This window comes from Kushneria sinocarnis, assembly GCF_003633775.1.
Lineage (GTDB): Bacteria > Pseudomonadota > Gammaproteobacteria > Pseudomonadales > Halomonadaceae > Kushneria > Kushneria sinocarnis.
In genome coordinates, this window is sequence record NZ_RBIN01000002.1 from 353730 (window position 1) to 380201 (window position 26472).

27 protein-coding genes are annotated in these 26472 nt (G+C 65.9%); 15 read left to right on the top strand and 12 right to left on the bottom strand.

From position 1 onward, the window contains the following. The first annotated feature begins 185 nt into the window (after nt 1–185). The 4 genes from C7446_RS04185 (at nt 186) to C7446_RS04200 (ending at nt 3353) form a co-directional block, all read left to right on the top strand. Nucleotides 186–629 (top strand): hemerythrin domain-containing protein, encoded by a 444-nt coding sequence (locus tag C7446_RS04185; RefSeq protein WP_121171549.1) that lies wholly within the window; start codon nt 186–188, stop codon nt 627–629. Nucleotides 630–683: 54 nt separating this feature from the next. Further along, nucleotides 684–1469, top strand: a complete 786-nt coding sequence (thiM, locus tag C7446_RS04190; RefSeq protein ID WP_211327848.1) for a hydroxyethylthiazole kinase — start codon at nt 684–686, stop codon at nt 1467–1469. 13 nt (nt 1470–1482) lie between these two features. Then, nucleotides 1483–2133, top strand: a complete 651-nt coding sequence (gene thiE / locus C7446_RS04195; protein WP_121171551.1) for a thiamine phosphate synthase — start codon at nt 1483–1485, stop codon at nt 2131–2133. Nucleotides 2134–2264: 131 nt separating this feature from the next. Further along, nucleotides 2265–3353: a tartrate dehydrogenase gene (locus C7446_RS04200; RefSeq protein WP_121171553.1), complete on the top strand. Its 1089-nt coding sequence runs from the start codon at nt 2265–2267 to the stop codon at nt 3351–3353. Nucleotides 3354–3417: 64 nt separating this feature from the next. Here the strand turns inward: C7446_RS04200 and C7446_RS04205 are convergent, their stop codons facing one another. Continuing rightward, the gene (locus C7446_RS04205) at nt 3418–5082 is read right to left on the bottom strand and encodes a methyl-accepting chemotaxis protein (protein WP_245977663.1); all 1665 of its coding nucleotides are present in this window, start codon (nt 5080–5082) and stop codon (nt 3418–3420) included. 219 nt (nt 5083–5301) lie between these two features. Between C7446_RS04205 and C7446_RS04210 the strand changes: the two genes are divergently transcribed. Next, the gene (locus C7446_RS04210; RefSeq protein ID WP_245977664.1) at nt 5302–5847 is read left to right on the top strand and encodes a lipocalin family protein; all 546 of its coding nucleotides are present in this window, start codon (nt 5302–5304) and stop codon (nt 5845–5847) included. Nucleotides 5848–5853: 6 nt separating this feature from the next. Here C7446_RS04210 and C7446_RS04215 read toward each other — a convergent pair whose 3' ends face one another. Continuing rightward, on the bottom strand, nt 5854–6435 hold the full coding sequence (locus tag C7446_RS04215; RefSeq protein WP_121171557.1) for a TetR/AcrR family transcriptional regulator: 582 nt from the start codon (nt 6433–6435) through the stop codon (nt 5854–5856). Nucleotides 6436–6586: 151 nt separating this feature from the next. Between C7446_RS04215 and C7446_RS04220 the strand changes: the two genes are divergently transcribed. Both C7446_RS04220 and C7446_RS04225 read left to right on the top strand, forming a co-directional pair. Then, nucleotides 6587–6925, top strand: a complete 339-nt coding sequence (locus tag C7446_RS04220; protein WP_121171558.1) for a DMT family transporter — start codon at nt 6587–6589, stop codon at nt 6923–6925. 28 nt (nt 6926–6953) lie between these two features. Continuing rightward, nucleotides 6954–7271, top strand: coding sequence for a DMT family transporter (locus tag C7446_RS04225; RefSeq protein WP_121171560.1), 318 nt, complete (start codon nt 6954–6956; stop codon nt 7269–7271). Here C7446_RS04225 and C7446_RS04230 read toward each other — a convergent pair. Then, nucleotides 7261–7767: a shikimate kinase gene (locus tag C7446_RS04230; protein WP_121171562.1), complete on the bottom strand. Its 507-nt coding sequence runs from the start codon at nt 7765–7767 to the stop codon at nt 7261–7263. The two genes, C7446_RS04225 and C7446_RS04230, sit on opposite strands and share 11 nt — an antisense overlap. Before the next feature lie 116 nt (nt 7768–7883). Between C7446_RS04230 and C7446_RS04235 the strand changes: the two genes are divergently transcribed. The 6 genes from C7446_RS04235 (at nt 7884) to C7446_RS04260 (ending at nt 13196) form a co-directional block, all read left to right on the top strand. Continuing rightward, a complete protein-coding gene (locus tag C7446_RS04235; protein WP_121171564.1) occupies nt 7884–8954 on the top strand; it encodes a succinylglutamate desuccinylase in 1071 nt (356 codons plus the stop codon). Between the two features lie 229 nt (nt 8955–9183). Next, entirely contained in the window at nt 9184–9954 is a 771-nt protein-coding gene (locus C7446_RS04240; protein WP_121171566.1) for an ABC transporter ATP-binding protein, read from the top strand. 9 nt (nt 9955–9963) lie between these two features. After that, nucleotides 9964–10668: an ABC transporter permease gene (locus C7446_RS04245; RefSeq protein ID WP_121171568.1), complete on the top strand. Its 705-nt coding sequence runs from the start codon at nt 9964–9966 to the stop codon at nt 10666–10668. Next, nucleotides 10668–11396, top strand: coding sequence for an ABC transporter permease (locus C7446_RS04250; protein ID WP_121171570.1), 729 nt, complete (start codon nt 10668–10670; stop codon nt 11394–11396). The genes C7446_RS04245 and C7446_RS04250 overlap by 1 nt, the downstream gene beginning before the upstream one ends. Nucleotides 11397–11462: 66 nt before the next feature. Then, on the top strand, nt 11463–12290 hold the full coding sequence (locus tag C7446_RS04255; protein WP_245977665.1) for a transporter substrate-binding domain-containing protein: 828 nt from the start codon (nt 11463–11465) through the stop codon (nt 12288–12290). 111 nt (nt 12291–12401) lie between these two features. Continuing rightward, nucleotides 12402–13196, top strand: coding sequence for a transporter substrate-binding domain-containing protein (locus C7446_RS04260; RefSeq protein ID WP_121171571.1), 795 nt, complete (start codon nt 12402–12404; stop codon nt 13194–13196). Between the two features lie 139 nt (nt 13197–13335). Here C7446_RS04260 and C7446_RS04265 read toward each other — a convergent pair whose 3' ends face one another. Further along, the gene (locus C7446_RS04265) at nt 13336–14808 is read right to left on the bottom strand and encodes a carbon starvation CstA family protein (protein ID WP_121171573.1); all 1473 of its coding nucleotides are present in this window, start codon (nt 14806–14808) and stop codon (nt 13336–13338) included. A gap of 292 nt (nt 14809–15100) precedes the next feature. On the opposite strand from C7446_RS04265, the gene C7446_RS04270 reads away from it, so the two are divergent. Next, nucleotides 15101–16177: an FAD:protein FMN transferase gene (locus C7446_RS04270; protein WP_170149997.1), complete on the top strand. Its 1077-nt coding sequence runs from the start codon at nt 15101–15103 to the stop codon at nt 16175–16177. 65 nt (nt 16178–16242) lie between these two features. Then, the gene (locus tag C7446_RS04275; protein WP_121171577.1) at nt 16243–17472 is read left to right on the top strand and encodes a mechanosensitive ion channel family protein; all 1230 of its coding nucleotides are present in this window, start codon (nt 16243–16245) and stop codon (nt 17470–17472) included. A 10-nt stretch (nt 17473–17482) separates the two neighbouring features. On the opposite strand, the gene C7446_RS04280 is transcribed toward C7446_RS04275, so the two are convergent. From C7446_RS04280 to C7446_RS04315, 8 genes are all read right to left on the bottom strand, one after another. After that, a complete protein-coding gene (locus tag C7446_RS04280; protein WP_121171579.1) occupies nt 17483–18199 on the bottom strand; it encodes a type 1 glutamine amidotransferase in 717 nt (238 codons plus the stop codon). 69 nt (nt 18200–18268) lie between these two features. After that, entirely contained in the window at nt 18269–19702 is a 1434-nt protein-coding gene (gene eat / locus C7446_RS04285) for an ethanolamine permease (RefSeq protein WP_121171581.1), read from the bottom strand. A 191-nt stretch (nt 19703–19893) separates the two neighbouring features. After that, nucleotides 19894–20292, bottom strand: a complete 399-nt coding sequence (gene copM, locus C7446_RS04290) for a CopM family metallochaperone (protein ID WP_211327849.1) — start codon at nt 20290–20292, stop codon at nt 19894–19896. A gap of 124 nt (nt 20293–20416) precedes the next feature. Continuing rightward, complete coding sequence (locus tag C7446_RS04295) at nt 20417–21376, bottom strand: carbohydrate kinase family protein (RefSeq protein ID WP_121171585.1); 960 nt, start codon at nt 21374–21376, stop codon at nt 20417–20419. Nucleotides 21377–21459: 83 nt separating this feature from the next. After that, complete coding sequence (gene astB / locus C7446_RS04300) at nt 21460–22824, bottom strand: N-succinylarginine dihydrolase (protein WP_245977667.1); 1365 nt, start codon at nt 22822–22824, stop codon at nt 21460–21462. Continuing rightward, nucleotides 22821–24320, bottom strand: a complete 1500-nt coding sequence (gene astD, locus C7446_RS04305; RefSeq protein WP_121171832.1) for a succinylglutamate-semialdehyde dehydrogenase — start codon at nt 24318–24320, stop codon at nt 22821–22823. Before astD ends, astB begins: the two co-directional genes overlap by 4 nt. Nucleotides 24321–24355: 35 nt before the next feature. Further along, nucleotides 24356–25414 (bottom strand): arginine N-succinyltransferase, encoded by a 1059-nt coding sequence (gene astA, locus C7446_RS04310; RefSeq protein ID WP_121171587.1) that lies wholly within the window; start codon nt 25412–25414, stop codon nt 24356–24358. Next, a complete protein-coding gene (locus tag C7446_RS04315) occupies nt 25408–26466 on the bottom strand; it encodes an arginine N-succinyltransferase (RefSeq protein ID WP_121171589.1) in 1059 nt (352 codons plus the stop codon). Before C7446_RS04315 ends, astA begins: the two co-directional genes overlap by 7 nt. Between the last annotated feature and the right edge of the window lie 6 nt (nt 26467–26472).

Consider the following 26472-nt stretch of genomic DNA (forward strand, 5'->3'; position numbering starts at 1 on the left):
GCCGGCTCTCCCCTGTACCCCGCTCCCCGGAGCGGGGTCTTGCGTGCGTGCCCGCCCCGCTCTCGCCATGCCGACGCCCGCCCGGCCTGTGCAATCGCGGCTGGACGTCTACGCTGGAAGACGGATCGGTGGCTGCGCTGACCCGCGCCACTGCTTCTTTACATACAGGGACCGGAGACAAGGCAATGAGCACGATCTTTGACGAGATTCGCAAGGACCATGAGACCCAGCGCACCCTGCTCGACCTGCTGGTGAAGACCCATGGCGACAGCGATGGCCGCGAGGAGCTGTTTCAGCGGGTCAAGAGCGCCCTGCAGACGCATGAAGCGGCGGAAGAGCGCTATTTCTACAACCCGCTGATGGAGTACGACACTGCCATCGGCAAATCCCGTCACGGCATTGCCGAACACCACGAGATGGATGAGGTGATCGAGCAGATGGAGCAGACCGATTTCAGCTCGCCCGCCTGGCTCGGCTACGCCAAAAGGCTCCAGGAGATGGCGCTGCACCACTTCGAGGACGAGGAGCAGCACTTCTTCATCTCCGCCGGACAGAAGCTCAGCGACGAACAGAAAAGCGAGCTGGGGCGCGAGTATCGCAGCGAGATGGAACGGCTCAACGGCGAGTGACATGACCACGCCGGTCCGGTTGCCACGAATCATGGACCACCTCGGGAGACAGCAATGATGACCGCTTTGACCTCCATCGATCGGGTAAGGGCACAGCATCCGCTGATCTTCAATATCACCAATGCGGTGGTGACCGATCTGACGGCCAACGGCCTGCTGGCCGTCGGCGCCTCGCCGGTAATGTCCAATGCCCTCGAAGAGGCCGCCGACATGGCGGCCGCTGCCGATGCACTGGTTTTGAACATCGGAACGCCGAGTGCGGCCCAGGTCGAGGCCATGCTGGCCGCCGGCCGGGCGGCCAATCAGCACGGTATCCCCGTGGTGCTCGACCCCGTTGGCGTGGGCGCCACGCCCTTCCGCAACCGTACGGTGCGTACCCTGCTCGATGAGCTCGAGCTGGCGCTGATCCGCGGCAACGCCGGCGAACTCGGCTATCTGGCAGGACTCGACAGCCGGGTCTCGGGCGTTGATGCAACTGCCGGGGCGGACACCCCGGCCATCGCCGAGCGCGCCTGCGAACAGCTGGGCCTGCCGGTACTCGTGACCGGCCGGGAGGATGCCATGACCGATGGCAGCACCCTGCATGTCGTACGCAATGGCCATCCGCTGCTGTCCCGGGTAACCGGTACCGGCTGTCTGCTCAGCTCGATCACGGCCGCCTTTCTGGCCTGCGACGATCAGGTCATGCGTGCAACAGCCGATGCCACGGGCTTTTACGGCGTTGCCGCGGAACTGGCAGCGGCGCACGGCGAAGGTCCGGGCAGCTTTCGCCACCGGCTGCTGGACAGGCTGGCCGAGCTCGATACCGCAGGCCTGACCCCTCACTTACAGCTCGACTGACGGAAATCGGCCAATGACCCTCCGGCAACGGCTGCAACTCTACTTCATCATGGGCAGCGATGACTGTCTGCATGCGCCCGAACAGGTCGTGGAAGAGGCCCTGGCAGGCGGCATCACCCTGTTCCAGTTTCGCGAGAAGGGAGCCAGAGCCCACAGCGATACGGCCACCAGAGCGCTGGCACTCGAACTTCAGCAGCGCTGCCGCCGCCATGACGTGCCCTTCGTGGTCAATGACGACGTCGAGCTGGCACTGGCCATCGGTGCAGATGGCGTGCATGTCGGTCAGCAGGATGAGTCCGTGGCCGCCATCCGCGCACGCTGCCCGCGGAATTTCATCATCGGCGCTTCCGCGATCTCCCGGGAGGAGGCCGAACGCGCCAGCCGGGAAGGCGCGGACTATCTCGGCATCGGGCCGGTGCTGGCTACCGGCAGCAAGGCCGATGCCGAGCGGCCGATCGGGCTGCAGGGGCTCGCCGATATCCTGCCATTCACCGGCGGGCTGCCGACAGTGGCGATCGGCGGCATCGACGCGAGCTGTTGTGCCCGGGTGATGCGTACCGGAGTTGATGGCGTGGCGGTCATCTCGGCCATCAGCCGGGCCGCCGCCCCCCGTCAGGCTGCCGCAGGGCTGAAGTCGCTGACCGCACGACAGCCAGCCGACTGACTGCTCGCCCGGCCAGCAGGTGCCAACGGCAGTCGGGGGAATCGGCCATTCAGCGCAGATCGGTTTCTCAACAGCACCCTGCGACCGACTAGACTGTCAGGGCAACCTTTCGGTCCGTCAGGAGTTTCGTCATGAGTCAGCGCATCGCCGTCATCCCCGGCGACGGTATCGGCAACGAGGTCATGCCCGAGGGTATCCGTGCTCTGGAAGCCGCTGCCCGTCGCTTTGACCTGAAGCTCGACTTCAGGCACTTCGATTTCGCCAGCTGCGACTACTATCTCGATCACGGTCGCATGCTGCCCGAGGACTGGAAGGAACAGCTGGGCGGCTTTGACGGACTGTTCTTCGGCGCCGTGGGCATGCCCGACAAGGTGCCCGATCACATCTCCCTGTGGGGCTCGCTGCTGCAGTTCCGGCGCAGCTTCGATCAGTACGTCAACCTGCGCCCCTGCCGGCTGATGCCGGGCATTCGCAGCCCGCTGGCCGACCGCCGCCCCGGCGACATCGACTTCTACGTGGTGCGCGAAAATACCGAGGGCGAATACTCCAGCGTCGGCGGCAGGATGTTCGAGGGCACCGAGCGGGAAGTGGTCATCCAGGATACGGTGATGACCCGTACCGGCATCGACCGGGTACTGAAATACGCCTTCGAGCTCGCCGAGCGCCGCCCGCGCCGCAAGCTGACCTCGGCCACCAAGTCCAACGGCATCTCGATCACCATGCCCTACTGGGACGAGCGCGTGCAGGCGATGGCGGAACACTACCCGAATGTCGACGTCGACAAGTTCCACATCGACATCCTGACCGCCAACTTCGTGCTGCATCCGGACTGGTTCGATGTGGTAGTGGCCAGCAACCTGTTCGGCGACATCCTCTCCGATCTCGGCCCGGCCTGCACCGGCACCATCGGCGTGGCGCCTTCCGCCAACATCAACCCCGAGCATCACTTTCCGAGCCTGTTCGAGCCGGTGCACGGCAGCGCGCCGGATATCCACGGTCGCAATATCGCCAATCCGATCGGCCAGATCTGGTGCGGCGCCATGATGCTGGAGCACTTCGGCCACGAACAGGCCGGCCGAGCGATCGTCGAGGGGATCGAGGCCGTGCTGGCGGCCGGGCCGGAAGCGGCACCGCTGACGCCGGACCTGGGGGGAAAGGGCTCCACCAGCGAGCTCGGTGAAGCGATTGCCGCAGCCATCCGGGATGGCGGACAGCGCTGACACCGGCTGCAACAAGAAGCGCCGCCCCGGTCGAGCCGGGGCGGCGCTGTCATGGCATGACGACTCAGGCTTCGTTGACGATCCGAAAGCGCGCCACCGAGCGGTGCAGCTCACCGGCCTGGGTCTCCAGCGACCCCGATGCCGCCGCGGCCTCTTCCACCAGCGCGGCATTCTGCTGGGTGACCTGGTCCATCTGGGTGACGGCATCGTTGACCTGCTCGATGCCCGCGGTCTGCTCCTGGGAGGCCGCCGAGATTTCCGACATCAGATCGCTCACCCGCTGCGCACTGGTCTGGATCTCGCCCATCGCCCGATGAGCCTCATCGACCAGCTCGGTGCCGGTGCTGACCTGGTTCACCGAGCGCTCGATCAGCCCCTTGATGTCGCGCGCGGCCTCCGCCGAGCGGCTGGCCAGCTGGCGCACCTCGCCGGCGACGACCGCGAAACCACGACCCTGCTCACCGGCGCGGGCGGCTTCCACTGCGGCATTGAGTGCCAGCAGGTTGGTCTGAAAGGCGATGCCGTCGATCAGGGTGATGATGTCGGCGATCTTGCCGGAACTCTCGCGGATCTCGCCCATGGTGCTGACCACCCGATTGATCACCTCCTGACCCTGCTGTACCGATTCGGTGGTGCTGTGCGACAGGCGACTGGCCTGCCCGGCGTTGTCGGCATTCTGACGCACCGTGGCGGTGAGCTCTTCCATGCTGGCCGCGGTCTCCTCCAGCGAGGCGGCCTGCTGCTCGGTACGCGAGGAGAGATCGGTATTGCCGGCGGCGATCTCGCGCGCGCCGACGTCGATCGACTCGCTCGAGCGCCGGATCACGGCGATGGTCTCGCCGAGCTCCACGCGCATGCGCTCGATGGCATGCATCAGGCTGCGCTCGTCGTTGCCATGTACCGGCACCGGCTGCGACAGGTCCCCCTCGGCGATCCGCCCCACCACGGCCGTCGCCTCGGCCGGCTCGCCGCCCAGGCTGCGATAGATATTGCGCATGATCAGCACGAAGGCCAGCGTGACCAGCCCGCCCGCGCCCAGCAGCACCAGCGCATACTGCATCAGCTTGCTGTAGAAGGCGGCCTGGATGTCATTGGTATAGACACCGGCTGCCATGTTCCAGCCCCACGGCTTGAAGCGCTCGACATAGCTGACCTTGGGAAACAGCGCATTGCTGGTCGAATCGCGGGAAGAGTAATCGAGATAACCGCTGCCCTGCGTGCCGGCAATCGAGGCCAGCTCCCGATAGACCGCGACCCCGTTGGGATCGGTGTAGCCGGACATGTCGGTACCGGCATCACGCCGGGGGTGATAAAGCAGATGGGAGCGGTTATCGAACACGAACACATAGTTGTCACGCTCCGCCCCGAAGCGCATGGCGCCGATGGCGGCCACGGCCCGCTGCTTCGCTTCGGCCTCGGTCAGCTCGCCACTGTCGACTCTGGCGGCATAGCCATCAAGCAGCGTATGCACCATGGCGATGGTATCGGAGAGCGCCGCCCGGCGATCGCTGAACATCAGATCACGACTCTGCCAGGCCATGCTGAAGACGATCGCGATCATCGCCAGCCACATCAGTCCCAGCGTCAGCCAAAGCTTGCGCCTGAGGGTCCACTCGTCACGACTGCCGGAGACCGCCGGCCCCCGACGCTGCTCGCTCAGGCGCTGCCACCAGGAAGTCTCCCTGGACGAGGGCGCCTCATGTCTCATCCAGCCGGTTTCACTTGCCATTGTCCCGCCCCCCGGTTTCACGTAGCTGCCCGCTCACCGGGCATTCAGTCGCTTCATCGGCGCTGCCCTCGAGAACTTGACCCCTTGCCAAGGGATATCTTGACAGCCTGCTGAAACAGTGCTTAAGCCTGTAGCGGACTGCGGCGTCACGCCGCCGGGCCAGTCGGCGACAGGCGAACTAGACTGCAGGTCAGCCGCATTCAACACGGGAGCAACAAAATGCCCGACAAGGCCGATCTGAAGGGAATGATGTACGGGCTGGTCACGGCGCTGGGTGGTGAAACACGCATCCCGGAAGGGGCGCACGCCGTCACCGACTTCGACATGCAGCGCTATCTCGGCCGCTGGTACGAGATCGCACGGCTGGATCACTCCTTCGAGCGCGAGCTGACCCATGTGACGGCCACCTATGAACTGCGCGAAGATGGCGATATCGAGGTCATCAACCGCGGTTTCAGCACGACCGAACAGAAGTGGGACGAAGCCCGCGGACGGGCGCGCTTCGAGACCGACGATCACCGGCTGGGAAGGCTGCGGGTGACCTTCTTCGGCCCCTTCTACGCCGGTTACAACGTCCTGTGGGTGGATGAGCACTATCAGCACGCCGTGGTGGCCGGCCCGACGCATGACTATCTCTGGCTGCTGGCCCGCACCCCTCAACCCGCCGAGCGCGCGTATCACGCCATGCTGGAACAGGCCCGCGCCAACGGTTTCGATGTCGCACGACTGCTGCGGGTCGGGCACGACAGCGACGCCACGGAGTAGGGGCGCTCAGGCGCACACCCCGGCCCAGAAGACCGTCCACGCCCCTTCCAGTCGGCGATCGAACTCCTCGCGGGCGTAGAGAAAACGCTCGCTGAACAGGCCATCGACGAGGCAGTAGAGGGCACTGACAAAGGCGCGCTCATCCAGGGCGCGCAGCTCGCCGCGGCGCTGTCCCTCGTGGAAGAGTTCGAGCAGCAGCCGGTCGATGTAGCGCTCGCTGTCCTGATTGATCGCGGCCAGGGCCTCCTTCAGTGCCGGCGGCGGAAACAGCAGAAAGCGCTTGTAGAACACGCCCCGGTGCTGCTGGAAGATGAAGTCGCTGGTATCCACGATCAACGCGTGCAGCCGATCACGCACCGGTTGCTCGGCGTAGCGTGCGATGCTGCGGCTGAAGTGGGCCAGCATGTCAGCCTCGACCTCTTCGGCCAGCGCCATGAACAGCGCCTCCTTGCTGTCGAAGTGGTTGTAGAGCGATGGGGTACGAATGCCGACTTCTCCCGCGATCATCGACAGCGGCGTCGCTTCATAGCCCTGCTCGGCAAACAGCCGCAGCCCCGCGGCCCGGATCCGCTCTTCGGTCGTGGTCATCGCACGCTCCTTCGCTGGTCGAAATCCCCGGACAATCGCCTCGCTGCCACGTCGTGGAGTACCGGGATTGCCCTGTCATGGCAGAGTGCTACAATGATAACTAACGAACGTTAGTTAGTTAACCGGCTCATTCATGCAATCAGAGGTGAACATGGCTTCGAACAAAGCAGCAAGCGCCCGCCAGTGGTGGCTGATGTTGCCGGCCGCCGCCTGTGAAGTGGGCTGGGCAATGGGCGCCAAGTATGCCGACGGGGTGCTCGACTGGGCGATCACGCTGATACTGGTGGCCATCAGCCTGACCCTGGCGACGCGCATGGCACGCCACCTGCCCACCAGCACCGTCTATACGGTCTTTGTCGGACTGGGGGCGGCCGGCACGGTGGCCGTCGACATCCTCTTTCTCGGCACTCCGGCGAATCCGCTGATGCTGATGCTGGTCGTTACGCTGCTGATCGGCGTGATCGGCCTGCGCCGGCGATCGGCACACTGACATCCCCTTTCGAACGCAGGAGAACCGCATGTACTGGCTGGCACTGCTGGCCTCCGGGCTGATGGAAGTCGTGGGGGTCATGGGCATGGAAAAACTCAATCGCGGCTCAAGACCGCTGGGGCTGGGCCTGCTGGCACTGGGCTTCGGCAGCTCGCTGCTGCTGATCAGCCTGGCGATGCGCGCGATTCCGCTCGGCATCGCCTACGCCGTATTCACCGCCATCGGCACGGTCGTCAGTGCGCTGCTCGGCATGACACTCTGGAACGAGCCCCGGGACCCGGTGCGGGTCGGCTGGATCGCGCTGATCATCGCCTCGGTGGTGGGCCTCAAGCTGGTCAGTGGCTGAAGCTCGGAAACGTTTCCAGCCAGACCAGAATCCGCTCGGCGGTGGCCGCGACCGTCTCCTCGCTGTTGTCGAGCAGCAGGTCGCTGAACGCGCGCTGCGCGAACCCCTCCTCGTACATCCGGGGCAGCCGCATCCGCTCCCACGCGGTCAGCTCACGGGCGCCCCGGTTGGCGAGTGTCACGGCCAGCGGCGGCGCCAGGGTAATGCAACAGATCGCCGCGCCGCGCTGCTCGGCGGCCCGGCGCAGCCGGGCCATGTCGGCTTCCCGCAGGGGGAAGGCCACGATCAGCCAGCGACAGCGCATGCCCAGCACCTGAGTTTCCAGACGCGTCATGGCGGCCCCGATGCGCACGGCGAGCGGACTGTCGGGCGGCGCACCATGATCATCCCCCTCGATGAAGCGGGCCTCCGGCAGCCGCCGGCTCAATTCGCGCCCGACATGACTCTTGCCGGCATTGAGGGGTCCATTGAGGGCGATGACCGTTCTGCCGCCCATGGCATGATCTCCTTCGGTTGAAGCCTGCCTCGAGCATTGCGCTCGGCGGGAATGACTGCTCAGTATAGAAGTCCCGCTGCGCGGGACAGCCACCCACCCCTGCCCGGACCCCTCTCATGGCCGACACCCCCAACGACTGCCTCCTCAGCGATGCCCTGGCCCGTCTGATCGAACACGCCGACGCCGCCCTCCCGCAGCGCTTTCGCCTGCCCGGCGGCCACGCCGAGCCGCGGGCGCCGGGCGTGATCGCACTGGTGCCCGACACCCCGGCAACCGATGCGGCCGCCACCATCATCTCGGTCGGCCTGCATGGCGACGAAACCGCCCCCATCGAACTGCTGGGCCGGGTCGCCGCCCGGCTCGATGCCGGTCAGTGGCAGCTCGCGGCCCCCGCCCTGCTGATCATCGGTCATGCCGACGCCATCCGCGCAGGGCGGCGCTATCTCGACACCAACCTCAACCGGCTGTTCCGGCGTGATGGCGTGGCGGCCGATGATCCGCGTCAGGAAGCGCAGCGGGCCCGGGTACTGATGCAGGCGGTGGATGCATTCCTGGCCGAGCACGCCGCCCCCTCCGGTGCCGGGCTGCCCGGCGCCACCGATGTGCCCCTGCATCTCGACCTGCATACCGCCATCCGCGACAGCCGCTACCCGCGCTTTGCCGTCGAGCCCTGCTCCGATACGCCGACGCCGGCCACCGTCTGGCCGGTGCTGGCCGGCGCCGGCCTGCAGGCCGCACTCGCCCAGCACCGCCACAGCTGGACCTTCTCCCACTACAGCCGGTACTACCACGGCCTGGCCGGCTTCACCCTCGAACTGGGCCGGGTGGCCCCCTTCGGCGCCAATGATCTCGACGCCCTGGAGCCGATGGCCGCCCTGCTGCAGGCGCGGCTGGCCGGCACCCCACCGGCCACCGCGGACACGGCCCGGCTTGCCTTCTTCCGGGTGGAACAGGAGCTGATGCGCACCAGCGACGACTTCACCCTCGCCTTCGCCGAGGACATCGCCAACTTCACCCGCTTCGACAGCGGCGAGCTGATCGCCGTGGACGGCATCGATGGCGAAACCCGGGTGGGCGATGTGCCACTGCACGTGGTCTTTCCCAATGCCGGGGTGGAGCGCGGCGCACGGGCAGCGCTGCTGGCGCGCGCGGTGCCCGCTCCCGGGGCGCCCCCGGCCGCGACCTGACCGAACGGTCCAATGGTCACGCAGCAGTCCACCCCGGGGCTTCTCCCTGATAGACTGGAGCGCCTTGAGCCGGGCGGCGCAAGTGCAGCCAGCGTGCACTCCCGAGCCGGAGAGAAGACATGACGCAGTCAACAGCGCAGCAGGATGAGCCGGCGCCCGGGTCCGCACACGCCGGGCGGGCGTCGGCCGCCGTCCTGTCAGCCACGCCACAGTACGAGTATTCACCTTCATGGCCGACCAACCCATACCCCTGGTCATCAATGACCTGCACAAGCGCTTCGGCGATAACCCGGTGCTCAAGGGGCTCTCCCTGGAGGCCCATCAGGGCGACGTCATCAGCCTGATCGGCGCCTCCGGCTCCGGCAAGAGCACCTTCCTGCGCTGCATGAACCTGCTCGAGCGCCCCGATGCCGGCGAGATCCTGGTGCACGGTGAACAGATCCGGTTCCGCCAGCTGCGCAATGGCCGGGTACCGGCGGACTGGAAACAGGTCGAACGCATTCGCGCCAAACTGTCGATGGTCTTTCAGAACTTCAACCTGTGGGCCCATCTGACCCTGCTGCAGAATGTCACCGAGGCACCGATTCACGTGCTCGGCGTCCCCAGGCGGGAAGCCCGCGAACGCGGCATGGCCCTGCTCGAACGGGTGGGGCTGGCCGAGCGCGCCGACTATTTTCCCGCCCAGCTCTCCGGCGGCCAGCAGCAGCGCGGCGCAATCGCCCGCGCACTGGCCATGGAGCCCGAGGTGATGCTGTTCGACGAGCCGACCTCGGCGCTCGATCCGGAGCTGGTCGGCGGAGTGCTCAGGGTCATGCGGGAGCTTGCCGAAGAGGGCCGCACCATGATCGTGGTGACCCACGAGATGGATTTCGCCCGCGATGTCTCAAACCAGGTGATGTTTCTTCACCAGGGTCGGGTCGAGGAAGCCGGCAAGCCGCAGGATGTCCTCAACCAGCCGAGTTCGGAACGGCTGAAGCAGTTCCTCGCTCCCAATTTCTGAGGTCAGGTCATGATCGATTTCCAGGGCTATGGTCCGCGCCTGCTCGATGGCGCCCTGCTGACCTTCGAACTGGCAGTACTGTCACTGATTCTGGCCGTGGCGCTCGGGCTGCTGGCTGCCAGCGCCAAGCTGTCCGGTTCACGTCTTGCCCACGGCGTGGCCACCTTCTACACCACCGTGGTGCGCGGTGTGCCCGATCTGGTGCTGATGATGCTGCTGTTCTATGGCGGCCAGATCGGTGTCAACATGCTGACCGATCAGCTCTATTACGCCTTCGACATTGATATCTTCATCAACATCAACGCCTTCGTGGCCGGCGTGGTGACCATCGGCTTCATCTTCGGCGCCTACATGTCGGAGACCTTTCGCGGCGCCTTTCTCGCCGTCGAGGAGGGCCAGATGGAGGCGGCACGCGCCTACGGCATGAGCGGCTGGCTGGCCTTCCGCCGCATCCGCTTTCCGCTGATGATGCGCCATGCCTTGCCGGGGCTGGGCAACAACTGGATGGTCCTGCTCAAGACCACCGCGCTGGTGTCGATCATCGGCCTGACCGATATGGTCCGGGTGGCGGCCGAGGCCACCAAGGCGACCCACGAACCCTTCCTGTTCATGATTCCGGTTGCTCTGGGCTATCTCGCCATTACCAGCGTGTCCGAGCTGGTCATGCTGTGGCTGCGCAAACGCTATGACACCGGCTTCGAGGAGCAGGACTGATGCAGCAGTGGCTGACCGAGATCGCGCCGTGGCTGGCGCAGAACGACATCTTCACGCCCGCCACGCTGGCGCAGTACTGGCAGGGGCTGGTCAATACCGTCCAGCTGGTGTTCATCTCGCTGCTGGTCGGCGTGGTGCTGGCGGTGCCGCTGGCCATCGCCCGGGGCTCGCGGTGGCCCTGGCTCAAGTGGCCGATCTGGTTCTACACCTATATCTTTCGCGGCACCCCGCTGCTGATCCAGCTCTATCTGGCCTATTACGGCTTTGCCTTCATCCCCGGCATCCAGGAAACCTGGCTGTGGTTCTTCATCGATGACCCCACCTATCCGGCATTGCTGGCCTTCACGCTCAATACCGCGGCCTATACCACGGAGATCTTCCGCGGCGCGATCAAGGCCACGCCTCGCGGCGAAATCGAGGCGGCGCGGGCCTACGGCATGTCGAAGGTGCTGGCCTATCGCCGGATCATCCTGCCCAGCGCCTTTCGCCGCGCCCTGCCGGCCTACGGTAATGAAGTCATCTTCATGCTCCATGCCAGTGCCATTGCCAGCGTGGTAACCATCATGGATCTGACCGGGGCCGCCTATTACGTCTATGCCCGTTTCTACTCGCCCTTCCCGGCGTTCATCTTCGTGGCGCTGGTCTACATGGCGCTGAGCTTCGGCATTCAGGGCATTTTTCGCCAGCTTGAAAAGCGCATGCTGCGCCATCTGCGCTCGGGCAGCTGATAACTCCCGGGCCGGCCTCCCGCCGGCCCGCTTCGGTCACAACCACAACAACCGGATAGTCCGCCAATGAATCGACTCTCTCCTCGCCTTGTCGGCGCCCTGCTGCTGCCCATGCTGCTCGGCGCCGGTGTGTCAGTACAGGCAGACGAGGCCGCAGCCGACGGCGAAGAGCGGGACATCGTGCGTATCGCCGTTGATGTCCCCTACCCGCCGATGGAGTATCGTACGCCCGAAGGTGAACTGACCGGCTTTGACATCGACCTCGGCAACGCCCTGTGCGAGCGCGCGCAGTTCGAGTGCACATGGGTGGTGCAGAACTGGGATGGCATCATCCCCGGGCTGATGGCGCGCAAGTATGACGCCATCATGTCGTCGATGCGGATCACCGAAGCACGCAGTCGCCGGGTGCTGTTCACCGAACCCTACGCCCTGTCGCCCAAGGTCTGGGTCGCTCGCCAGGGCCGCGACATCGATATCGCTGATCGCGCGGGGCTGAAGGAGCTGAATGTCGGGGTGCAGCGCGGCACCACCCAGGACCGCTACGTCACCGAACGCTACGGTGATGTCCTCGACATCCGCCGTTATGCCACCGCCGATGATGTCGCCGTGGACATGCAGTCGGGCCGGCTCGATCTCGCCTTCCTGAATTACCCGGTGGCACTGGACACGCTGCAGATCACCCGGCCGGAGAGCGACTTCACCCAGCTGGGGCCCCGGATCAACTCGCCGCAATCGATCTTCGGCAAAGGCAATGCAATTGCCGTACGCCCCTACGACCGGGCGCTGGCCGAGGCCTTCAACCGGGCGCTGGACGACGTCTACCGGGATGGTACCTTCGAACGGCTGATGCAGCGGTATTTCGACTACGATATTCGACCGCCCTCGCGCGACTGACGCTTGCAACCGGGGGCGACTACGTGCTGATAATCACGGCGTAACGGCTTGTAAGCCCATCACGGGCAGGTTTTGTCGCTGCGTCATTACTGATCAAGGATGCTGTAAACAATGAAAAGACTGCTGACCGTCTCCCTGCTGGGCGCTGCCATTGCAGCCGGCTCCGGCACCGCTCAGGCCCGGGACTACGACACGGTGCGCATTGGCGTGGATATCCCCTACGTGCCGATGGAGTACCGCAAGCCCGACGGTACCCTGACCGGTTTCGACATCGAGCTCGGCAACGCCCTGTGCAAGCAGGCCGAACTCGAGTGCAAGTGGGTGGAACAGTCCTGGGATGGCATCATCCCCGGCCTGATGGCACGCAAGTTCGACGCCATCATGTCGTCGATGACGATCAACGACGAGCGCCGCCAGCAGCTGCTGTTCTCCGACCCCTACATCGTGCCGCCCTCGGCCTGGTTCGTGCCGGGCAGCAGTGATATCCAGACCCCCGACGAGAGCGCGCTCGAGGGCCGGGACATCGGTGTCCAGCGGGGTACCGTGCAGGACAACTACGTGACCGACATGTACGGCAGCATCGCCAACATCAAGCGCTACGCCAGTGCCGACGATGTTGCAGTCGACATGGATGCGGGCCGACTTGACCTGGCCTTCCTCGACTATCCGACCGGTCAGGCCGCCCTGCTGGATGACGACAAGCGCGACTATCGCACTGTCGGCGACAAGCTGACCGAGCCGAAGAAGTACTTCGGCGAAGGCTTCGGCATTGCCTTTCGCAAGCGTGACAAGGAGCTCGCCGAGCAGTTCAACCAGGCGCTGGAAACCGTCAGGGAGAACGGCACCTACCAGAAGATCTACGACCGGTATTTCAACAAGGACAACGGCGGCGATTCCGCCGACTAACCCTGTGATACGCCAGTCATGATCGCGGCGGCGCCTTCGGGCGCCGCCGCTTTTTCATGGTGACTCGGCCCCATGACAGCACCGAACATGCAAAGGGGCGCTCCAGTGGAGCGCCCCTTCGAGCGAGCGGTCGAGCGGATCAGCCTGCCGAGGCCGCCACCCCGGCCGGGGAAGCAGCAGAGGTCGGCGTGGCAGGTTCATCCACGGCAAAGATGCCGCCGGAGAGTCGCTTCACCCGCTTCATGAACAGTGCCAGGGCAGCCGCCGTGCCCAGCGCCGCGACCACATAGGCCACCGTCAGCGGCAGACCGAAGCCGATCGGCGCCCAGGCGATATAGGTAAAGGTCGCCATGGTCATGAACAGTGCCGGAATCAGGGTGATCCAGTACGGTTTTTTCGCCAGCACCAGATACATGGTGGCCACCCACAGGGCGATCACGGCCGTGGTCTGGTTGGCCCAGGAGAAGTAACGCCACAGCAGCGTGAAGTCGATCTTCGTCAGCAGATAGGAGAGCACGAACAGCGGCACGGCGATCGCGATCCGCCGGGCAACCACCTTCTGGTCGATCTTCAGATAGTCGGCAATGATCATGCGTGCACTGCGAAAGGCCGTATCACCCGAGGTGATCGGCAGCACGATCACGCCCAGTACCGCCAGGGTGCCACCGATGGCACCCAGCATATTGGTGGAAACGGCACTGACTACTGCCGCCGGCCCGCCCTGGGCGAGCACGCCGGAGAGCGTCTGCTCGCCGTGGAACATGCTCATCGCCGCCGCGGCCCAGATCATGGCGATAATGCCCTCGACGATCATCATGCCGTAGAAGATCTTGCGCCCGTTGTTCTCGTTCTGCGTGGTACGCGAGATGATCGGCGTCTGGGTGGCATGAAAGCCCGACAGCGCACCGCAGGAGATGGTCAGAAACAGCAGCGGAAAGATCGGGGCGTTGTCCGGATGCATGTTGGCAAGACTCATCTCCGGAATCGGTGCCCCGATCACCACCATGCCCAGCCCGATGCCCAGCGCGCTGAACAGCAGCAGCGCCCCGAACCACGGATAGATGCGCCCGATGATCTTGTCGATCGGCAGCAGCGTGGCCAGCAGATAGTAGGCAAAGATCGCCAGCGAGATCAGCGCCACTCCGATCGGCAGCATGTTGGAGAGCAGCTGGGCCGGCGCGGTGACGAAGACGGTAGCCACCAGCAGCAGCAGCAGGATCGCAAAGGCATTGACGATGTGCTTCATCGCCCGGCCGAGGAACTTGCCCGCCAGCTGGGGCAGATGGGCCCCGTGATTGCGAATCGAGATCATCCCGGTCAGGTAGTCGTGCACCGCGCCGGCGAAGATGCAGCCGATCACGATCCAGAAGAAGGCCACCGGACCGTACAGCGCGCCCAGGATCGGCCCGAAGATGGGTCCGACCCCGGCGATGTTGAGCAGCTGGATCAGGGAGTTGCGCTTGGTCCCCATCGGCAGGTAGTCCACGTCATCACGCATCGCATAGGCCGGTGTCGGCCGCCGCTGATTGGATTCGAAGACCCGCTCGACGAATTTCCCGTAGGTGAAATAACCGACAATCAGCAGCGCGATGGCTGCCAGAAAGGTCACCATATCGGCCCCCTGATAATGAACACACAAGCCCGTCGGCCGAGGTGGGCAACACCCGGGCAGACCACTCATGCAGACGGATTGAAACAACGGCTGGACATCACGGCGGTGCGCCGGCTCCGGTCGCAGGTTAGGGGGTTGCCCGCTCGGATGCCATACGACTCTGGTCCAGGATCAGCGTGCCGGCGGCATTTCGGCCTGACGCCCTGCTGGGGTGGAGCCCCGTTGCCCCTTCGAGCACAATGAGGCCGCCCGCATCGCCGGTCGCTCCCGAATGTCACGGAATTGCTTCATCATGCTCAGACGTCTGCCCCTGCTGCCCGACCGATTCGCTGCCCTTCTGACGCAGTGTACCCGCCTGCTGCTGCTGTCAGCGCTGCTGGCCGGCTGCGATCGGCCACCCGAGCTGCAGCTCGCCCGGGGGCATGCCCAGGGCACCACCTGGCACATCAAGTGGTGGAGTCGCCAGCCGGTCGAACCACAGGCCCTCGATGCTGCGTTCCAGCAGGTCTTTCAGGACATCGACCTGGCGATTTCGACCTACCGGGACGACTCCTGGCTGGCACGCTTCAATGCCGGCACGAGTACCGACTGGCAGTCGGCTCCCGAGCAGGTGATCGCACTGCTCGGCGTTGCCCGGCAGGTGCACCACGCCTCCGGGGGCTGCTTCGACCCCACCATCGCCCCGCTCTTTCGCCTCTGGGGCTTTCACGACGAGCAGTTCCGGGTGCCACCGGAGCGCGCCATCAGCAACACGCTCGCCGAAGTCGGGCTCGAACACGTCCATGTCGACGCCGAGCGGGGACGCATTCGCAAGGATCTGCCGGGACTCTCCATTGATCTCTCCGCCATGGGCGAGGGGCATACCCTCAATCGCCTGGCCGCCGTGCTGGAAGCCCACGGCATCGACAACTATCTGGTCGAGATGGGCGGGGATCTCAAGGCGCGCGGCCACAAGCCGGATGGCAGTGCCTGGCGGGTCGGCATCCAGGCTCCCGTGCCGGGGCAGCGCCGGGTACAGCGGATCGTCACGCTCGACTCCGAGCACGGCGTCACCCTCGATACCTCCGGCACCTACCAGCGCTTCTTCGATGACGACGGCCACACCTACGGCCACATCATCGATGCCCGCAGCGGCCGCCCCACGACACACGATCTGGTATCGGCCTCGGTCTTCGGCCATGACGCCGCGCTCTCGGATGCGTGGGCCACGGCCATGCTCTGTCTCGGCGGCGAGGAAGGGATGCAGGTGGCCCGCCGACAGCAGCTGCCGGTCTATCTCATCGAGCGTCAGCCGCAGCAGTTCATCAGCCACATCTCGCCACGGCTCGAACATCATGACGAAATCGACCTCGCCCGGCCGCGCGACTGATACCAGCGAGCCGGCGGTCCGCGACTGCGTTATGCTGGGGCTACATTTCCCACCCTCGAGAGCCCATGACCGATGACCGCACCGGCCTGGCGCCGATCGAATCGCTGCAGGAAAGCATTGACGGCACCCTGTCACTGCCCGGCTGGGTCTGGATGCCGGTGGTCACCATCGTGGTGGCGCTGGTGCTCGATACCACCCTCTATTTCGTGCTGGCGCGACTGGAAAGGCGCCTCAACCGCAGCGGCCATCGCTGGGACGACGCCCTGATCCACGGCATTCGCCGCCCCTTTCGTCTCTGGGTCTGGCTGACGGTCATCACCATTCTCGCCAGCGTGCTCGGCTCCCAGCTGCATATCGGCTGGATCGAGCACAACATCGCGACCGCGCAGGGGCTGCTGACCCTGGCCGCGATCGGGTGGGCCGGTATCCGGCTGATCAGCCGGCTGGAAAAGCGGCTGGTCTTTCCGCCCCCGGCCGGCCGGGCGCGCCCGGTCGACCCCACCAGTGCCTCCGCCATCACCAAGATCATCGGTGCCCTGCTGCTGACCGCCCTGACCCTGATGGCGCTGCAGCTGATGGGATTTTCCATTTCCAGCCTGCTGGCGCTGGGGGGATTCGGCGGGCTGGTGATCGGCTTTGCCACCCGCGATCTGATTGCCAACTTCTTCAGCGGCATGGTGATCTACATCGACAAGCCGTTCGTGGTCGGCGACTGGGTCAAGTCCACCGAGCGCGACATCGAGGGCGTGGTCGAGGATATCGGCTGGCGACTGACCACCATCCGCACCTTCGCCGGGCCACCGATCTATGTGCCCAACGCCGTGTTCAACCAGATCATCGTGGAAAACCCGACCCGCATGTTCAGTCGACGACTGTGGGAAACGGTCGGCATCCACTATGAAGACATCCGCCGGGTGCGCGAGATCACCGGCGATATTCGCCGCTATCTGATGGCGCACGAGCGGATCGATCAGCAGGAGCTGATCACCGTCAACTTCGTGACCTTCGGTGATTACGCGCTGGAACTGATGATCTATGCCTTCACGGTGCCCACCGACTGGCAGACCTTTCAGGAGCTCAAGCAGGAGATCCTGATCCGCATCAGCGAGATCATCGAGGAACACGGTGCCACGCTGGCGATCCCCACCTCGCGGCTGCGTCTCAATGACGCCGACATGACCCTGCGTCACTCCGCAGATCCCGGAAAAGGCGTGCGCCAGTCAGCCCACCCGGCGCCTGCCGAAACCGCCGGGCAGCCCGGCGTGCCGGCAGACGATCACGGCAGCAGGCCATGACCGGCTCTGGTCACACGAAACCGGCCGCATCGCGCAGGAAATTGACCATCCAGCGGGCCATCACCCGCTCATCGGTATCCGCGGTCAGCGACGCCATCCCCTGGCGCCGCCGGCTGTCCGGCATCGATCCGCTCTTGCCGGCCATCAGATCGGCGCTCAGGGTCCGGCTGAATTCCGGATGCCCCTGCAGGCTCAGAAAACACGTGCCGTACTGGATCATGAAATAGGGGCAGAAACCGTTCTCCGCCAGCAGTTCGCTGTTCTCGGGCAGCGTCAGCACCTGATCCTGATGACTGATGATCAGATCCAGGCCTTCCTGCCAGGGGGTCATCCACGATTGGTGAGCCAGTACTTCATTGAAGGCGACACCGACGCCCCAGCCGCGATCGCTCTTGCCGACCTCGGCGCCCATGGCATGGGCCAGCGCCTGGTGGCCGAAGCAGATGCCGACCACCGGCGCGCGGGCCTCCCATAGCCGCCGGATCAGCTGCAGCAGCCCCGGAATCCAGTCGAGATCCTCGTAGATGCCCGCCTTGCTGCCGGAAATCAGCCAGCCATCACAGCCATCGATGCGATCGGGCAGCTCGCCGTCATGAGCACGCCAGGTCTCGAAGGTCAGGGTGGGGTCCACGCTCCTGAGCAGCTCAGCGTAGAGTTCGGGGTAGTTGCCGTGCTTGTCGCGCAGATGGGGCGCGAGGTCATCGCACTGCAGCAAACCGATATGCATTCAGCCTCTCCATGGGTACGGACCGCGAGCGCCATCCGGCGCTCGCGGTCGGAGTGTGCCGGGCACGGGCTAGTCGAGTTCCGCCTCGGCGCGGGCAATGGCCTCGAACTCCTCCTCGGGCGCCCGAGCCACCAGTCGCTTGCGGCTGTAGAAGCCGAACCATGCCAGCATGATGGCGTAGAACAGCGCCGACCACAGCGCCGCCTGAACGCTCACCACGAAGGTCGAGGCAAAGGCCACCAGCGACAGCACGAACGCCACGCCCGAAGTCAGGGTGCCGCCCGGGGTGCGATACGGCCGCTCGAGTCCCGGTTCACGCCGGCGCAACAGGATGTGCGAGAGCGTCATCATGGCATAGGAGATGGTTGCCCCGAACACCGCCATGGTAATCATCAGATCGCCCTGCCCGGTCAGCGACAGCAGAAAGCCGATGATGCCCGGCACGATCAGCGCCAGTGCCGGCGCCCGCCGCCGGTTGGTAATCGACAGCAGACGTGGCAGGTAACCGGCCCGGGAAAGCGCAAAGACCTGGCGCGAATAACCGAAGATGATCGAGAAGAAGGAGGCAATCAGTCCGGCCAGCCCGATCAGATTGACGAAGCCCGATGCCCAGTTCCCCTGACCATAGACGGCTGTCAGCGCATCGACCAGCGGTGCGTCGCTCTGGCTCATGAGCTGCGCTCCGGCCCCGCCCGGTCCCAGCAGCAGGATACAGGCGGCGAAGATCAGCAGCACGATCATCGCGGTAATGATGCCGCGCGGCATGTCCCGGCCCGGATTGCGCGACTCCTCGGCCGCCAGCGGCACCCCCTCGACAGCCAGAAACAGCCACATCGCGAACGGCAGCGCGCTCCAGATGCCCAGATAGCCGTGCGGCAGGAAAGCGGAAGCGCCGGCGGCGCTGCCGGGGGCAATATCGAACAGGTTGGCCACGCTGAAGTGCGGCAGCATGCCCAGCACGAAGACCACGATGGCCAGCACCGCCAGCGCCGTGATCGCCATCATGATCTTCAGCGCCTCGCCGGCCCCCCACAGGTGGATGCCGACAAACACGATATAGAACGCCGCATAGACCAGCGGCCCGTTGAGGCCGATCAGCGACTCGACGTAGCCGCCGATGAAGATCGCGATCGCCGCCGGGGCAATGGCGTATTCCAGCAGGATCGCCGTGCCGGTGATATAACCGCCCCAGGGCCCCATCACGCGGCGGGCAAAGCTGTAACCGCCGCCGGCCGTGGGCAGTGACGAGGAGAGCTCGGCCAGCGAGAACACCATGCCGGTGTACATGATCGCCATCAGCAGGGTGGCAATCAGCATGCCGCCGAAGCCACCGGCCGCCAGGCCGAAGTTCCAGCCGGCGTAATCGCCGGAGATGACGTAGGACACCCCCAGGCTGGCCAGCAGGATCCAGCCTGCCGCCCCCTGCTTCAGTTGTCTCTTTTCGAGATAGTCCGATTCGACGGCTTCATAACCGACCCGGCTGTCATTCGTATTGTTGGCCATGATGCATGCCTCACCGTTGTTTTTGGTGGAGTGGGCGACTGCCGAGGCCGAGTGGGGCGACCGCCCGGCTTCGGCTGCAGGTTCATCATGTCAGGTTGACGAGTGCCGCGTGAATGCTTTTTGCGCCGCTCGGTACTCATCGACGTGTGCGAGCGGCATGCCACTCCGCGCCGCGGCCGTTATCACGCTGACTAGCGCGCCGCGCTGTCATGCTGTTCGAGCCAGTTTCTGAGCGTTTCGATCTCGGCCTGCTGGGCATTGATCACCTGTTCGGCCAGCATGCGCATGCTGGGATCACTGCCGTACCTGAGTTCCACCCTGGCCATATCGATCGCCCCCTGATGGTGCGGGATCATGCCACGGGCGAAATCCACATCCGCATTACCGCTGTAGCTTGAAGTCATTGCCTGATGCATTCGATCGTTCGCGTCGCGATAGGCCCTTGCCGCCTCGTTGTCATCGCTTGCCTGCGCACCATGGTCTCCATGCTTCATTGGCGGGTCCGCCTGCGCCACGGGGACCAACACCACTGTCATCAGTACCGCGACCGCAAGACTGCCGGGGGATAGCCTGCGTTTCATCGTTGTCATGTTCGGCTCGACTCTGTGCAATTGACGGGCGACACCGCGAATCGGTTCACGGTGTCCGACATCGTAATGCCGCAGGGCTACCCAGGGGTCAATCGTGCAGTTGCCCGCCGAATGCGGCGCGTTGTCACATCGAATCCGGACCGTCGAGTTCGCCCCGTCGGGGCAGATCGGGGCCGCGCCGGGTGCAGGTCAGCGCCGAGGCCCGGCTGGCAAAATCGAGCATCGCCTCGATGGCGGACCGGTCCAGGCCGGCCACGCCTGCTGGAGTGGCCCGCTCGTGCTCCTCCAGCCAGCAGATCAGTGCGGCCTGAAAGGTATCGCCGGCCCCCACCGTATCGACCACCTCGACCCGGCGTGCCGGCAGCTCAACGGTGTCACCGGCCCGGGTGAAGGCGCAGACTCCACGCTCTCCGCGGGTCAGGATCACCAGCGCACAGCTCGGACCGGCCAGCCAGCCACGAATCACCTCTTCCGGAGCGTCGTCATAGAGCGACTCCAGATCCTCCTCGCTGACCTTGATCATGTGGGCGTGGCGGGTCATGACCGCCAGCCGCTCGCGCCAGCGAGCCAGGTCGGGCTCGATCTTCAGGCGCACGTTGGGATCGAGGGTGATCAGCCGGCGTTCGTTCTCACCGGTCACCAGCGCTTCCAGCGTCTCCGCGGTCGGGGACACCACCAGCGAGTAGGAACCGACGTGAATACCGCGAATCCGCTCATCGAGTGCCGGCAGGTGCTGCCGGGTCAGCTGACGATCCGCACCGCGGGCGTTGTAGAACACATAATGAGGCGAGCCGCGCTCATCGAGTCCGACCATCGCCAGCGTGGTCGCGGCGTCATCGATGGTGGCCAGAAATTCGGTGCTGACCTGTTCGCGCCCGAGCACCGCCCGCAGGCGCTCTCCCAGCAGATCGTCGGCCAGCCCGGTCAGCAGCGCCGATTCGCATTCCAGCCGGGCCAGCCCGATCGCCACGTTGAACGGCGAGCCACCGGCGACCGCCTCCATACCCAGCGAGGACGCATCCGGTGCGACCCTTCCGGATTCGGCGAACACATCGAACAGCGCCTCTCCACACACCAGAAACATGGCGATTCTCCTGAGATGATGATTGCGGACCCAGCGTAGGGGTCATGACAGCTGCGAGCGAGGCCGGCCTGCCGGCCGGCCGCTCAGGACAGCTGGAAAGGATAGACCGAACCGAGCGCCATGATGCGGGTCAGTTCATCCAGCGCGGTGCGCGACTCCTCGACCAGCGCGGGATCGGCCAGATCACCGATCGCCAGCCGATCGCGATAGTGCCGCTCGACCCACGCCACCAGCTCCGCATGGAGCGCATCATCGAGCAGCACCCGGCCCTGCAGCGCGGCCCGCTCCTGCTCGCTCAGCACCACCCGCAGGCGCAGGCAGGCGGGGCCGCCGCCGTTGCGCATGCTCTGCTTGACGTCATGGGCGCGCAGCTCGCTGATCGGGTTGTGGCCTTCCAGGATCAGCGACGAAATCGCCTGCCAGACCTCCGGGTCCTCCTCGCACTCCGAAGGGACGATCAGCGTCATGCTGCCATCCGGCCGGGTCAGCAGCTGGGAGTTGAACAGATAGGTGTTGACCGCGGTTTCGAGACCGATCGCGGCCTCGGGCACGCGGATCGTCCGCAGCGGCTCGCCCAGCGCATCCATGCGTTCGCGCAGACCGTCCAGCACGCTCTCCTCGTCGAGAAAGGCCCGCTCGTGATAGAGCAGCACCGGCCCGTTGCCGACCGCGATCACATCGTTGTGAAAGACGCCGGCATCGATCGCCTCGGGATGCTGCTGGGCAAACACGCAACGGTCCTCGGTCAGGCCATGCTGCCGGGCGATCGCCCGACTCGCTTCCAGCGTCTGGCGGGCACGGAAGCGCTGCGGCTCGGGCCCCTGCTCGAACGCCCGGCGCCCGTAAACGTAAAGCTGCACGCCCTCGGCCCCATACTCGCCACACAGCCGGGTGTGATTGGCCGCGCCCTCATCGGCAAACGCCGGCGTCGCCGGCAGCGCCGGATGATGGGCAAAATGACGCTCATCGCCAAGGATATGGCCGAGTACGCGCGCCGTGGTGGCCGTCTCCAGCGAGCGATGAAAGCTCGACTGCAGGTTGGCGGGCGTGACATGCACCCGGCCATCCGGGGCATCGGCGCTCGGCGTGATGGTGGCGGCATTGGCGGTCCACATCCCGGCCGCCGAGCAGACCGCGCGCAGCAGCGCCGGAGCCTCGCGTGCCGCGGCGCCCAGCAGCTGCGACGGCGAGCCGCTGAATCCGAGCTGGCGCAGCGCGGCCAGATCGGGGCGCTGCTGGGGCGGCAGCACGCCCTGCAGGAAGCCGTCATCGTGCAGCGCCTTCATCTTGGCCAGTCCCTGCAGCGCTGCCTCGCGGGGATTGGAGACCATGCCCTCATGGCGACTCGCCGCCAGATTGCCATGCGCCAGCCCGCTGTAGTTGTGGGTCGGCCCGACCAGACCATCGAAATTGATCTCGCCGGTCATCTTCGGGGCGCTATCGCTCATGTGTCATGCTCCGTCACGGCGTCCAGCGAAATGCCCGGCGGCAGCTGCTGGGGCAGCGAAGCCGTCTCGGACTCCATCGAGGCCATCGGCCAGGCGCAGTAGTCCGCCGCATACCAGGCGCTGGGGCGATGATTGCCGCTGTCGCCGATGCCGCCGAAGGGGGCATCCGAGGCCGCACCGGTGGTCTGGCGATTCCAGTTGACGATACCGGCGCGAATGCGCAGCCGGAAATCCTCCCAGTCATGGGGGGTACCACCGATCAGCCCGGCCGCCAGGCCGTAACGGGTATCATTGGCCATGTCGATGGCCTCGTCCCAGCTCCGATAGCGATACACCTTGAGCAGCGGGCCGAAATACTCTTCATCGGGGAGCGTCATGCCCGTCACATCGAGCAGCCCCGGCGAGACCAGGCTGGTGCCGGGCTCGAGCAGCCGCATCCGCGACAGCACCCGGGCGCCCTGCGCTTCCAGTTCATCCTGCACGGCGCACAGCCGCTCGGCGGCCTCGGGAGTGGCCAGCCCCCCGTAGAACGGCGACTGTTCACACTCGGCAAAGGGGTCACTGACCTTGAGCGAGGCGAGCGTGCGCACCAGCGCCTCGATCAGCCGGTCGCCGGTGTCACCGGCCGGCACCAGCAGGCGGCGGGCGCAGGTACAGCGCTGGCCACCGGAGACGAAGGCCGACTGCACGATGGTCAGCACCGCGGCCGCCGGATCGAAGCCCTCGGTGACCACCAGCGGATTGTTGCCCCCCATTTCCAGGGCCAGAATCCTGTCGACCCGACCTCCGAACTGCTCGTGCAGCCGCTTGCCGGTATTGGCACTGCCGGTGAACAGCAAACCGTCGATGTCGGCGCTGCCGGCCAGTGCCTGCCCCACCGGAACGGCGCCCTGCACCAGGTTGAGCACCCCGTCGGGGAGTCCCGCTTCCTGCCAGCACTGCACGGTGAGATCGGCCGTGGCCGGCGTCAGCTCGCTGGGCTTGAACACCACCGCATTGCCCGCCAGCAGCGCCGGCACGATATGACCGTTGGGCAGATGACCGGGGAAGTTGTAGGGCCCGAACACGGCCAGCACGCCGTGCGGCCGATGGCGCAGGACGGCCTGCCCACCGGGAATCTCCTTGCTGCGTTCGCCGGTGCGCTCGTGATAAGCGGCTTCCGAGATGGCGATCTTGCCGATCATCGCCTGCACCTCGGTGCCGGCCTCCCACAGCGGCTTGCCGGTCTCCGCGGCGATGGTGCGCGCCAGCCGGTCCCGGTGGTGTTCGAGACGCTCACGGAAGGCTTCGACGATCGCCCGGCGGGCCTCGAATCCGGCACGCGCCCAGGCAGGGAAGGCAGCCCGGGCCGCCTGCACGGCCGCGGCCACCTGGCCGTCATCGGCCGCGGCGCCCTGCCAGAGACGCTCGCCGCGCACCGGGTTGGTCTTTTCGAAGACGGCTGCCGCCCCGCCCTGCCAGGCACCGCCGATGAACTGTTGCTGCTTCACGGAAATGGTCATGTTCGTTTCCTTCGGTGGTCACGCCGGATTCAGTCAGCCAGCACCCGCAAGCGTTCGCCGGCACTCACGCCCAGTCGTCGGGCTTCATCGGGATGCAGCATGAGCCGGCCCTCATCGGGCCCGCGACCGACCCAGCAGGCGCGAAAGGTGGCGCACGCCCGTGTGGTGGAGGCCAGCACCCGGGGCACCCCCGGAGCCTCGGCACGCTCGCTGATCACGGCCTCGACCTCCCGGCTGTGGCGGACCGCCCGCACGTCATCCAGATAGGCCTCGACGGTGGGACCGGCATCGAAGATATCGATATACCCCTCGAAGCGCAGCCCCTGGGCATTGAGCATGGCCAGCGCCGGGCGGGTCTGCTCATGCACCTGGCCGATACAGGCCCGGGCGCTTTCGGGCAGCAGGGCGGTACAGATGGGATAGCGCGGCATCAGCTCGCCGATGAAGCTCTTCTGGCCAAGGCCGGTCAGCCGGTCGGCATGACGGAAGTCAATGGGGAAGAAGTGCCGCCCCAGGCTCTCCCAGAACGGACTGCGACCCTGATCGTCGAAGCGACCGCGCATCTCCGCCAGCACCCGATCGGGGAAGCGTTCGCGCCAGCTCGCCATGAACAGCCAGCGCATCCGCGACAGCAGGGTACCGTTGCGCGCGCCCTTCTCGCGCCACTGCGGGCGCAGATAGAGCGAGCAGACCTCGGCATCGCCGGTATGATCGGAGGAGAGAAAGAGCGTATCCACGATGCGGTGCAGGTCGAGCAGCCGGGAGGACTGTGCCAGCCGCCCGACCCGATAGTTGTAGAAGGGAACGTCCAGCCCCACCCGGGCCTCGATCGCACAGCAGCCGGCGATGCGCTCGGCACGCGGCACCCCGGCGGACAGCTCATCATCCTCGAGGACAAAGAAGTAGTTCGCCGGGTCCGTGGCCAGCCCCGGCGCGCCATCGGGCATCTCGAAGGCGCGCCGGGTCTCGTCGATCCGGGCCGCCAGGAAGTCACGATTGTCCGGCAGCGAGGTAAAGCCGACCCCGGTCTCCACGGCAATCGCCTGCAGCGCCTCGAGATCATCGAATTCGATCGGTCGCATCAGCATGCCGGCATCTCCCTGGCACCCTCTCCCAGCGCCACGGCCAGTATCGCCTGGCCGGCGGCCACGCCCAACTGCCCGGCGCAGGCGGTGGAGAGCCGCAGCTGACGGGTGGCACTGAGAGCATGGGGCACCAGCATGCAGCGGAATTCACCGGTCTGCTGGTTGGCCACCAGCGCCGGCGCATGGCCGGCCGGCGCCACCTCATCATCGATGACCACCGGATGCCACTGGCCGTTGCGGACACTGTGCAGCTGCCCGAAGGGCGCCTCCAGCAGCAGCCCGCCATCGAACAGATCGACGTGGCGCGAATCGGTGAATCCCTCGTCGCGCAGGTCGGCCGCGGCCGCCTGATGGCCATCATGCACACTGCCGATCACGCTGCGGGCGGCATCGCTCAGAAGCGGCTCATAGAGTGGAAACGGCGGCATCACCTCGGCAATGAAACTCTTGGAGTGAATGCCCGCCAGCTCGTTGATCTCGTGAAAGTCCCGCGCGAAGAACCGCCGCCCCACGCTCTCCCAGAACGGCGAGCGGTGCTGATCATCGAGCCAGCCCGGCATGGCCACCCCCATGACCGCCCGGAAACGCTCGGGATACTGGGCGGCAAACAGCAGCCGGGAGCGGCGCAGCAGGCGCTCGGCGGGCGTGCCGCGATAGCGCCCATCCAGGGAGAAGGCACACAGCAGCGACGCCTCGGAGAGTTCGTGGGAGAGCGAGAGAATGGAGACCTCGCGGCGCACATCCAGCTGCTGCGAGGCGTGAATCAGCGTTTCGCGCCGCCAGGTATAGTAGGCCTCGCGTGCCCCGGCGCAGGCGCGCAGGCTGGCGGTGCCGACCACCTCGGGGGTCTCGGCGGCGTGATCCTCGAGCACGAAGGTGTAGCACTCCTCGCCCGGCGCCTCGACGGGCGCGGCCAGCGCCCGGGTCGACTGCTCGAGCCGGGCGGCCAGCCGTTCCCGATGCGCCGGGAGATTGGTCAGACGCGGGACCGACGCCTCGGCCAGGCGCATCAGCGCCGGCAGGTCGGCGGTGCCGGCAGGTCTTACCAGCAGCATGGTGTC

Coding starts and splice junctions, on each gene's coding strand:
- thiE (WP_121171551.1), top strand. CDS start 1,483: ATGACCCTCCGGCAACGGCTGCAACTCTACTTCATCATGGGCAGCGAT.
- copM (WP_211327849.1), bottom strand. CDS start 20,292: ATGACAACGATGAAACGCAGGCTATCCCCCGGCAGTCTTGCGGTCGCG.
- C7446_RS04260 (WP_121171571.1), top strand. CDS start 12,402: ATGAAAAGACTGCTGACCGTCTCCCTGCTGGGCGCTGCCATTGCAGCC.
- C7446_RS04275 (WP_121171577.1), top strand. CDS start 16,243: ATGACCGATGACCGCACCGGCCTGGCGCCGATCGAATCGCTGCAGGAA.
- thiM (WP_211327848.1), top strand. CDS start 684: ATGATGACCGCTTTGACCTCCATCGATCGGGTAAGGGCACAGCATCCG.
- C7446_RS04185 (WP_121171549.1), top strand. CDS start 186: ATGAGCACGATCTTTGACGAGATTCGCAAGGACCATGAGACCCAGCGC.
- C7446_RS04295 (WP_121171585.1), bottom strand. CDS start 21,376: ATGTTTCTGGTGTGTGGAGAGGCGCTGTTCGATGTGTTCGCCGAATCC.
- C7446_RS04255 (WP_245977665.1), top strand. CDS start 11,463: ATGAATCGACTCTCTCCTCGCCTTGTCGGCGCCCTGCTGCTGCCCATG.
- C7446_RS04215 (WP_121171557.1), bottom strand. CDS start 6,435: ATGACCACGACCGAAGAGCGGATCCGGGCCGCGGGGCTGCGGCTGTTT.
- C7446_RS04265 (WP_121171573.1), bottom strand. CDS start 14,808: ATGGTGACCTTTCTGGCAGCCATCGCGCTGCTGATTGTCGGTTATTTC.
- eat (WP_121171581.1), bottom strand. CDS start 19,702: ATGGCCAACAATACGAATGACAGCCGGGTCGGTTATGAAGCCGTCGAA.
- C7446_RS04270 (WP_170149997.1), top strand. CDS start 15,101: ATGCTCAGACGTCTGCCCCTGCTGCCCGACCGATTCGCTGCCCTTCTG.
- C7446_RS04235 (WP_121171564.1), top strand. CDS start 7,884: ATGGCCGACACCCCCAACGACTGCCTCCTCAGCGATGCCCTGGCCCGT.
- C7446_RS04245 (WP_121171568.1), top strand. CDS start 9,964: ATGATCGATTTCCAGGGCTATGGTCCGCGCCTGCTCGATGGCGCCCTG.
- C7446_RS04225 (WP_121171560.1), top strand. CDS start 6,954: ATGTACTGGCTGGCACTGCTGGCCTCCGGGCTGATGGAAGTCGTGGGG.
- C7446_RS04200 (WP_121171553.1), top strand. CDS start 2,265: ATGAGTCAGCGCATCGCCGTCATCCCCGGCGACGGTATCGGCAACGAG.
- C7446_RS04315 (WP_121171589.1), bottom strand. CDS start 26,466: ATGCTGCTGGTAAGACCTGCCGGCACCGCCGACCTGCCGGCGCTGATG.
- C7446_RS04280 (WP_121171579.1), bottom strand. CDS start 18,199: ATGCATATCGGTTTGCTGCAGTGCGATGACCTCGCGCCCCATCTGCGC.
- C7446_RS04220 (WP_121171558.1), top strand. CDS start 6,587: ATGGCTTCGAACAAAGCAGCAAGCGCCCGCCAGTGGTGGCTGATGTTG.
- C7446_RS04210 (WP_245977664.1), top strand. CDS start 5,302: ATGCCCGACAAGGCCGATCTGAAGGGAATGATGTACGGGCTGGTCACG.
- astB (WP_245977667.1), bottom strand. CDS start 22,824: ATGAGCGATAGCGCCCCGAAGATGACCGGCGAGATCAATTTCGATGGT.
- C7446_RS04240 (WP_121171566.1), top strand. CDS start 9,184: ATGGCCGACCAACCCATACCCCTGGTCATCAATGACCTGCACAAGCGC.
- C7446_RS04250 (WP_121171570.1), top strand. CDS start 10,668: ATGCAGCAGTGGCTGACCGAGATCGCGCCGTGGCTGGCGCAGAACGAC.
- C7446_RS04230 (WP_121171562.1), bottom strand. CDS start 7,767: ATGGGCGGCAGAACGGTCATCGCCCTCAATGGACCCCTCAATGCCGGC.
- astA (WP_121171587.1), bottom strand. CDS start 25,414: ATGCTGATGCGACCGATCGAATTCGATGATCTCGAGGCGCTGCAGGCG.
- C7446_RS04205 (WP_245977663.1), bottom strand. CDS start 5,082: ATGGCAAGTGAAACCGGCTGGATGAGACATGAGGCGCCCTCGTCCAGG.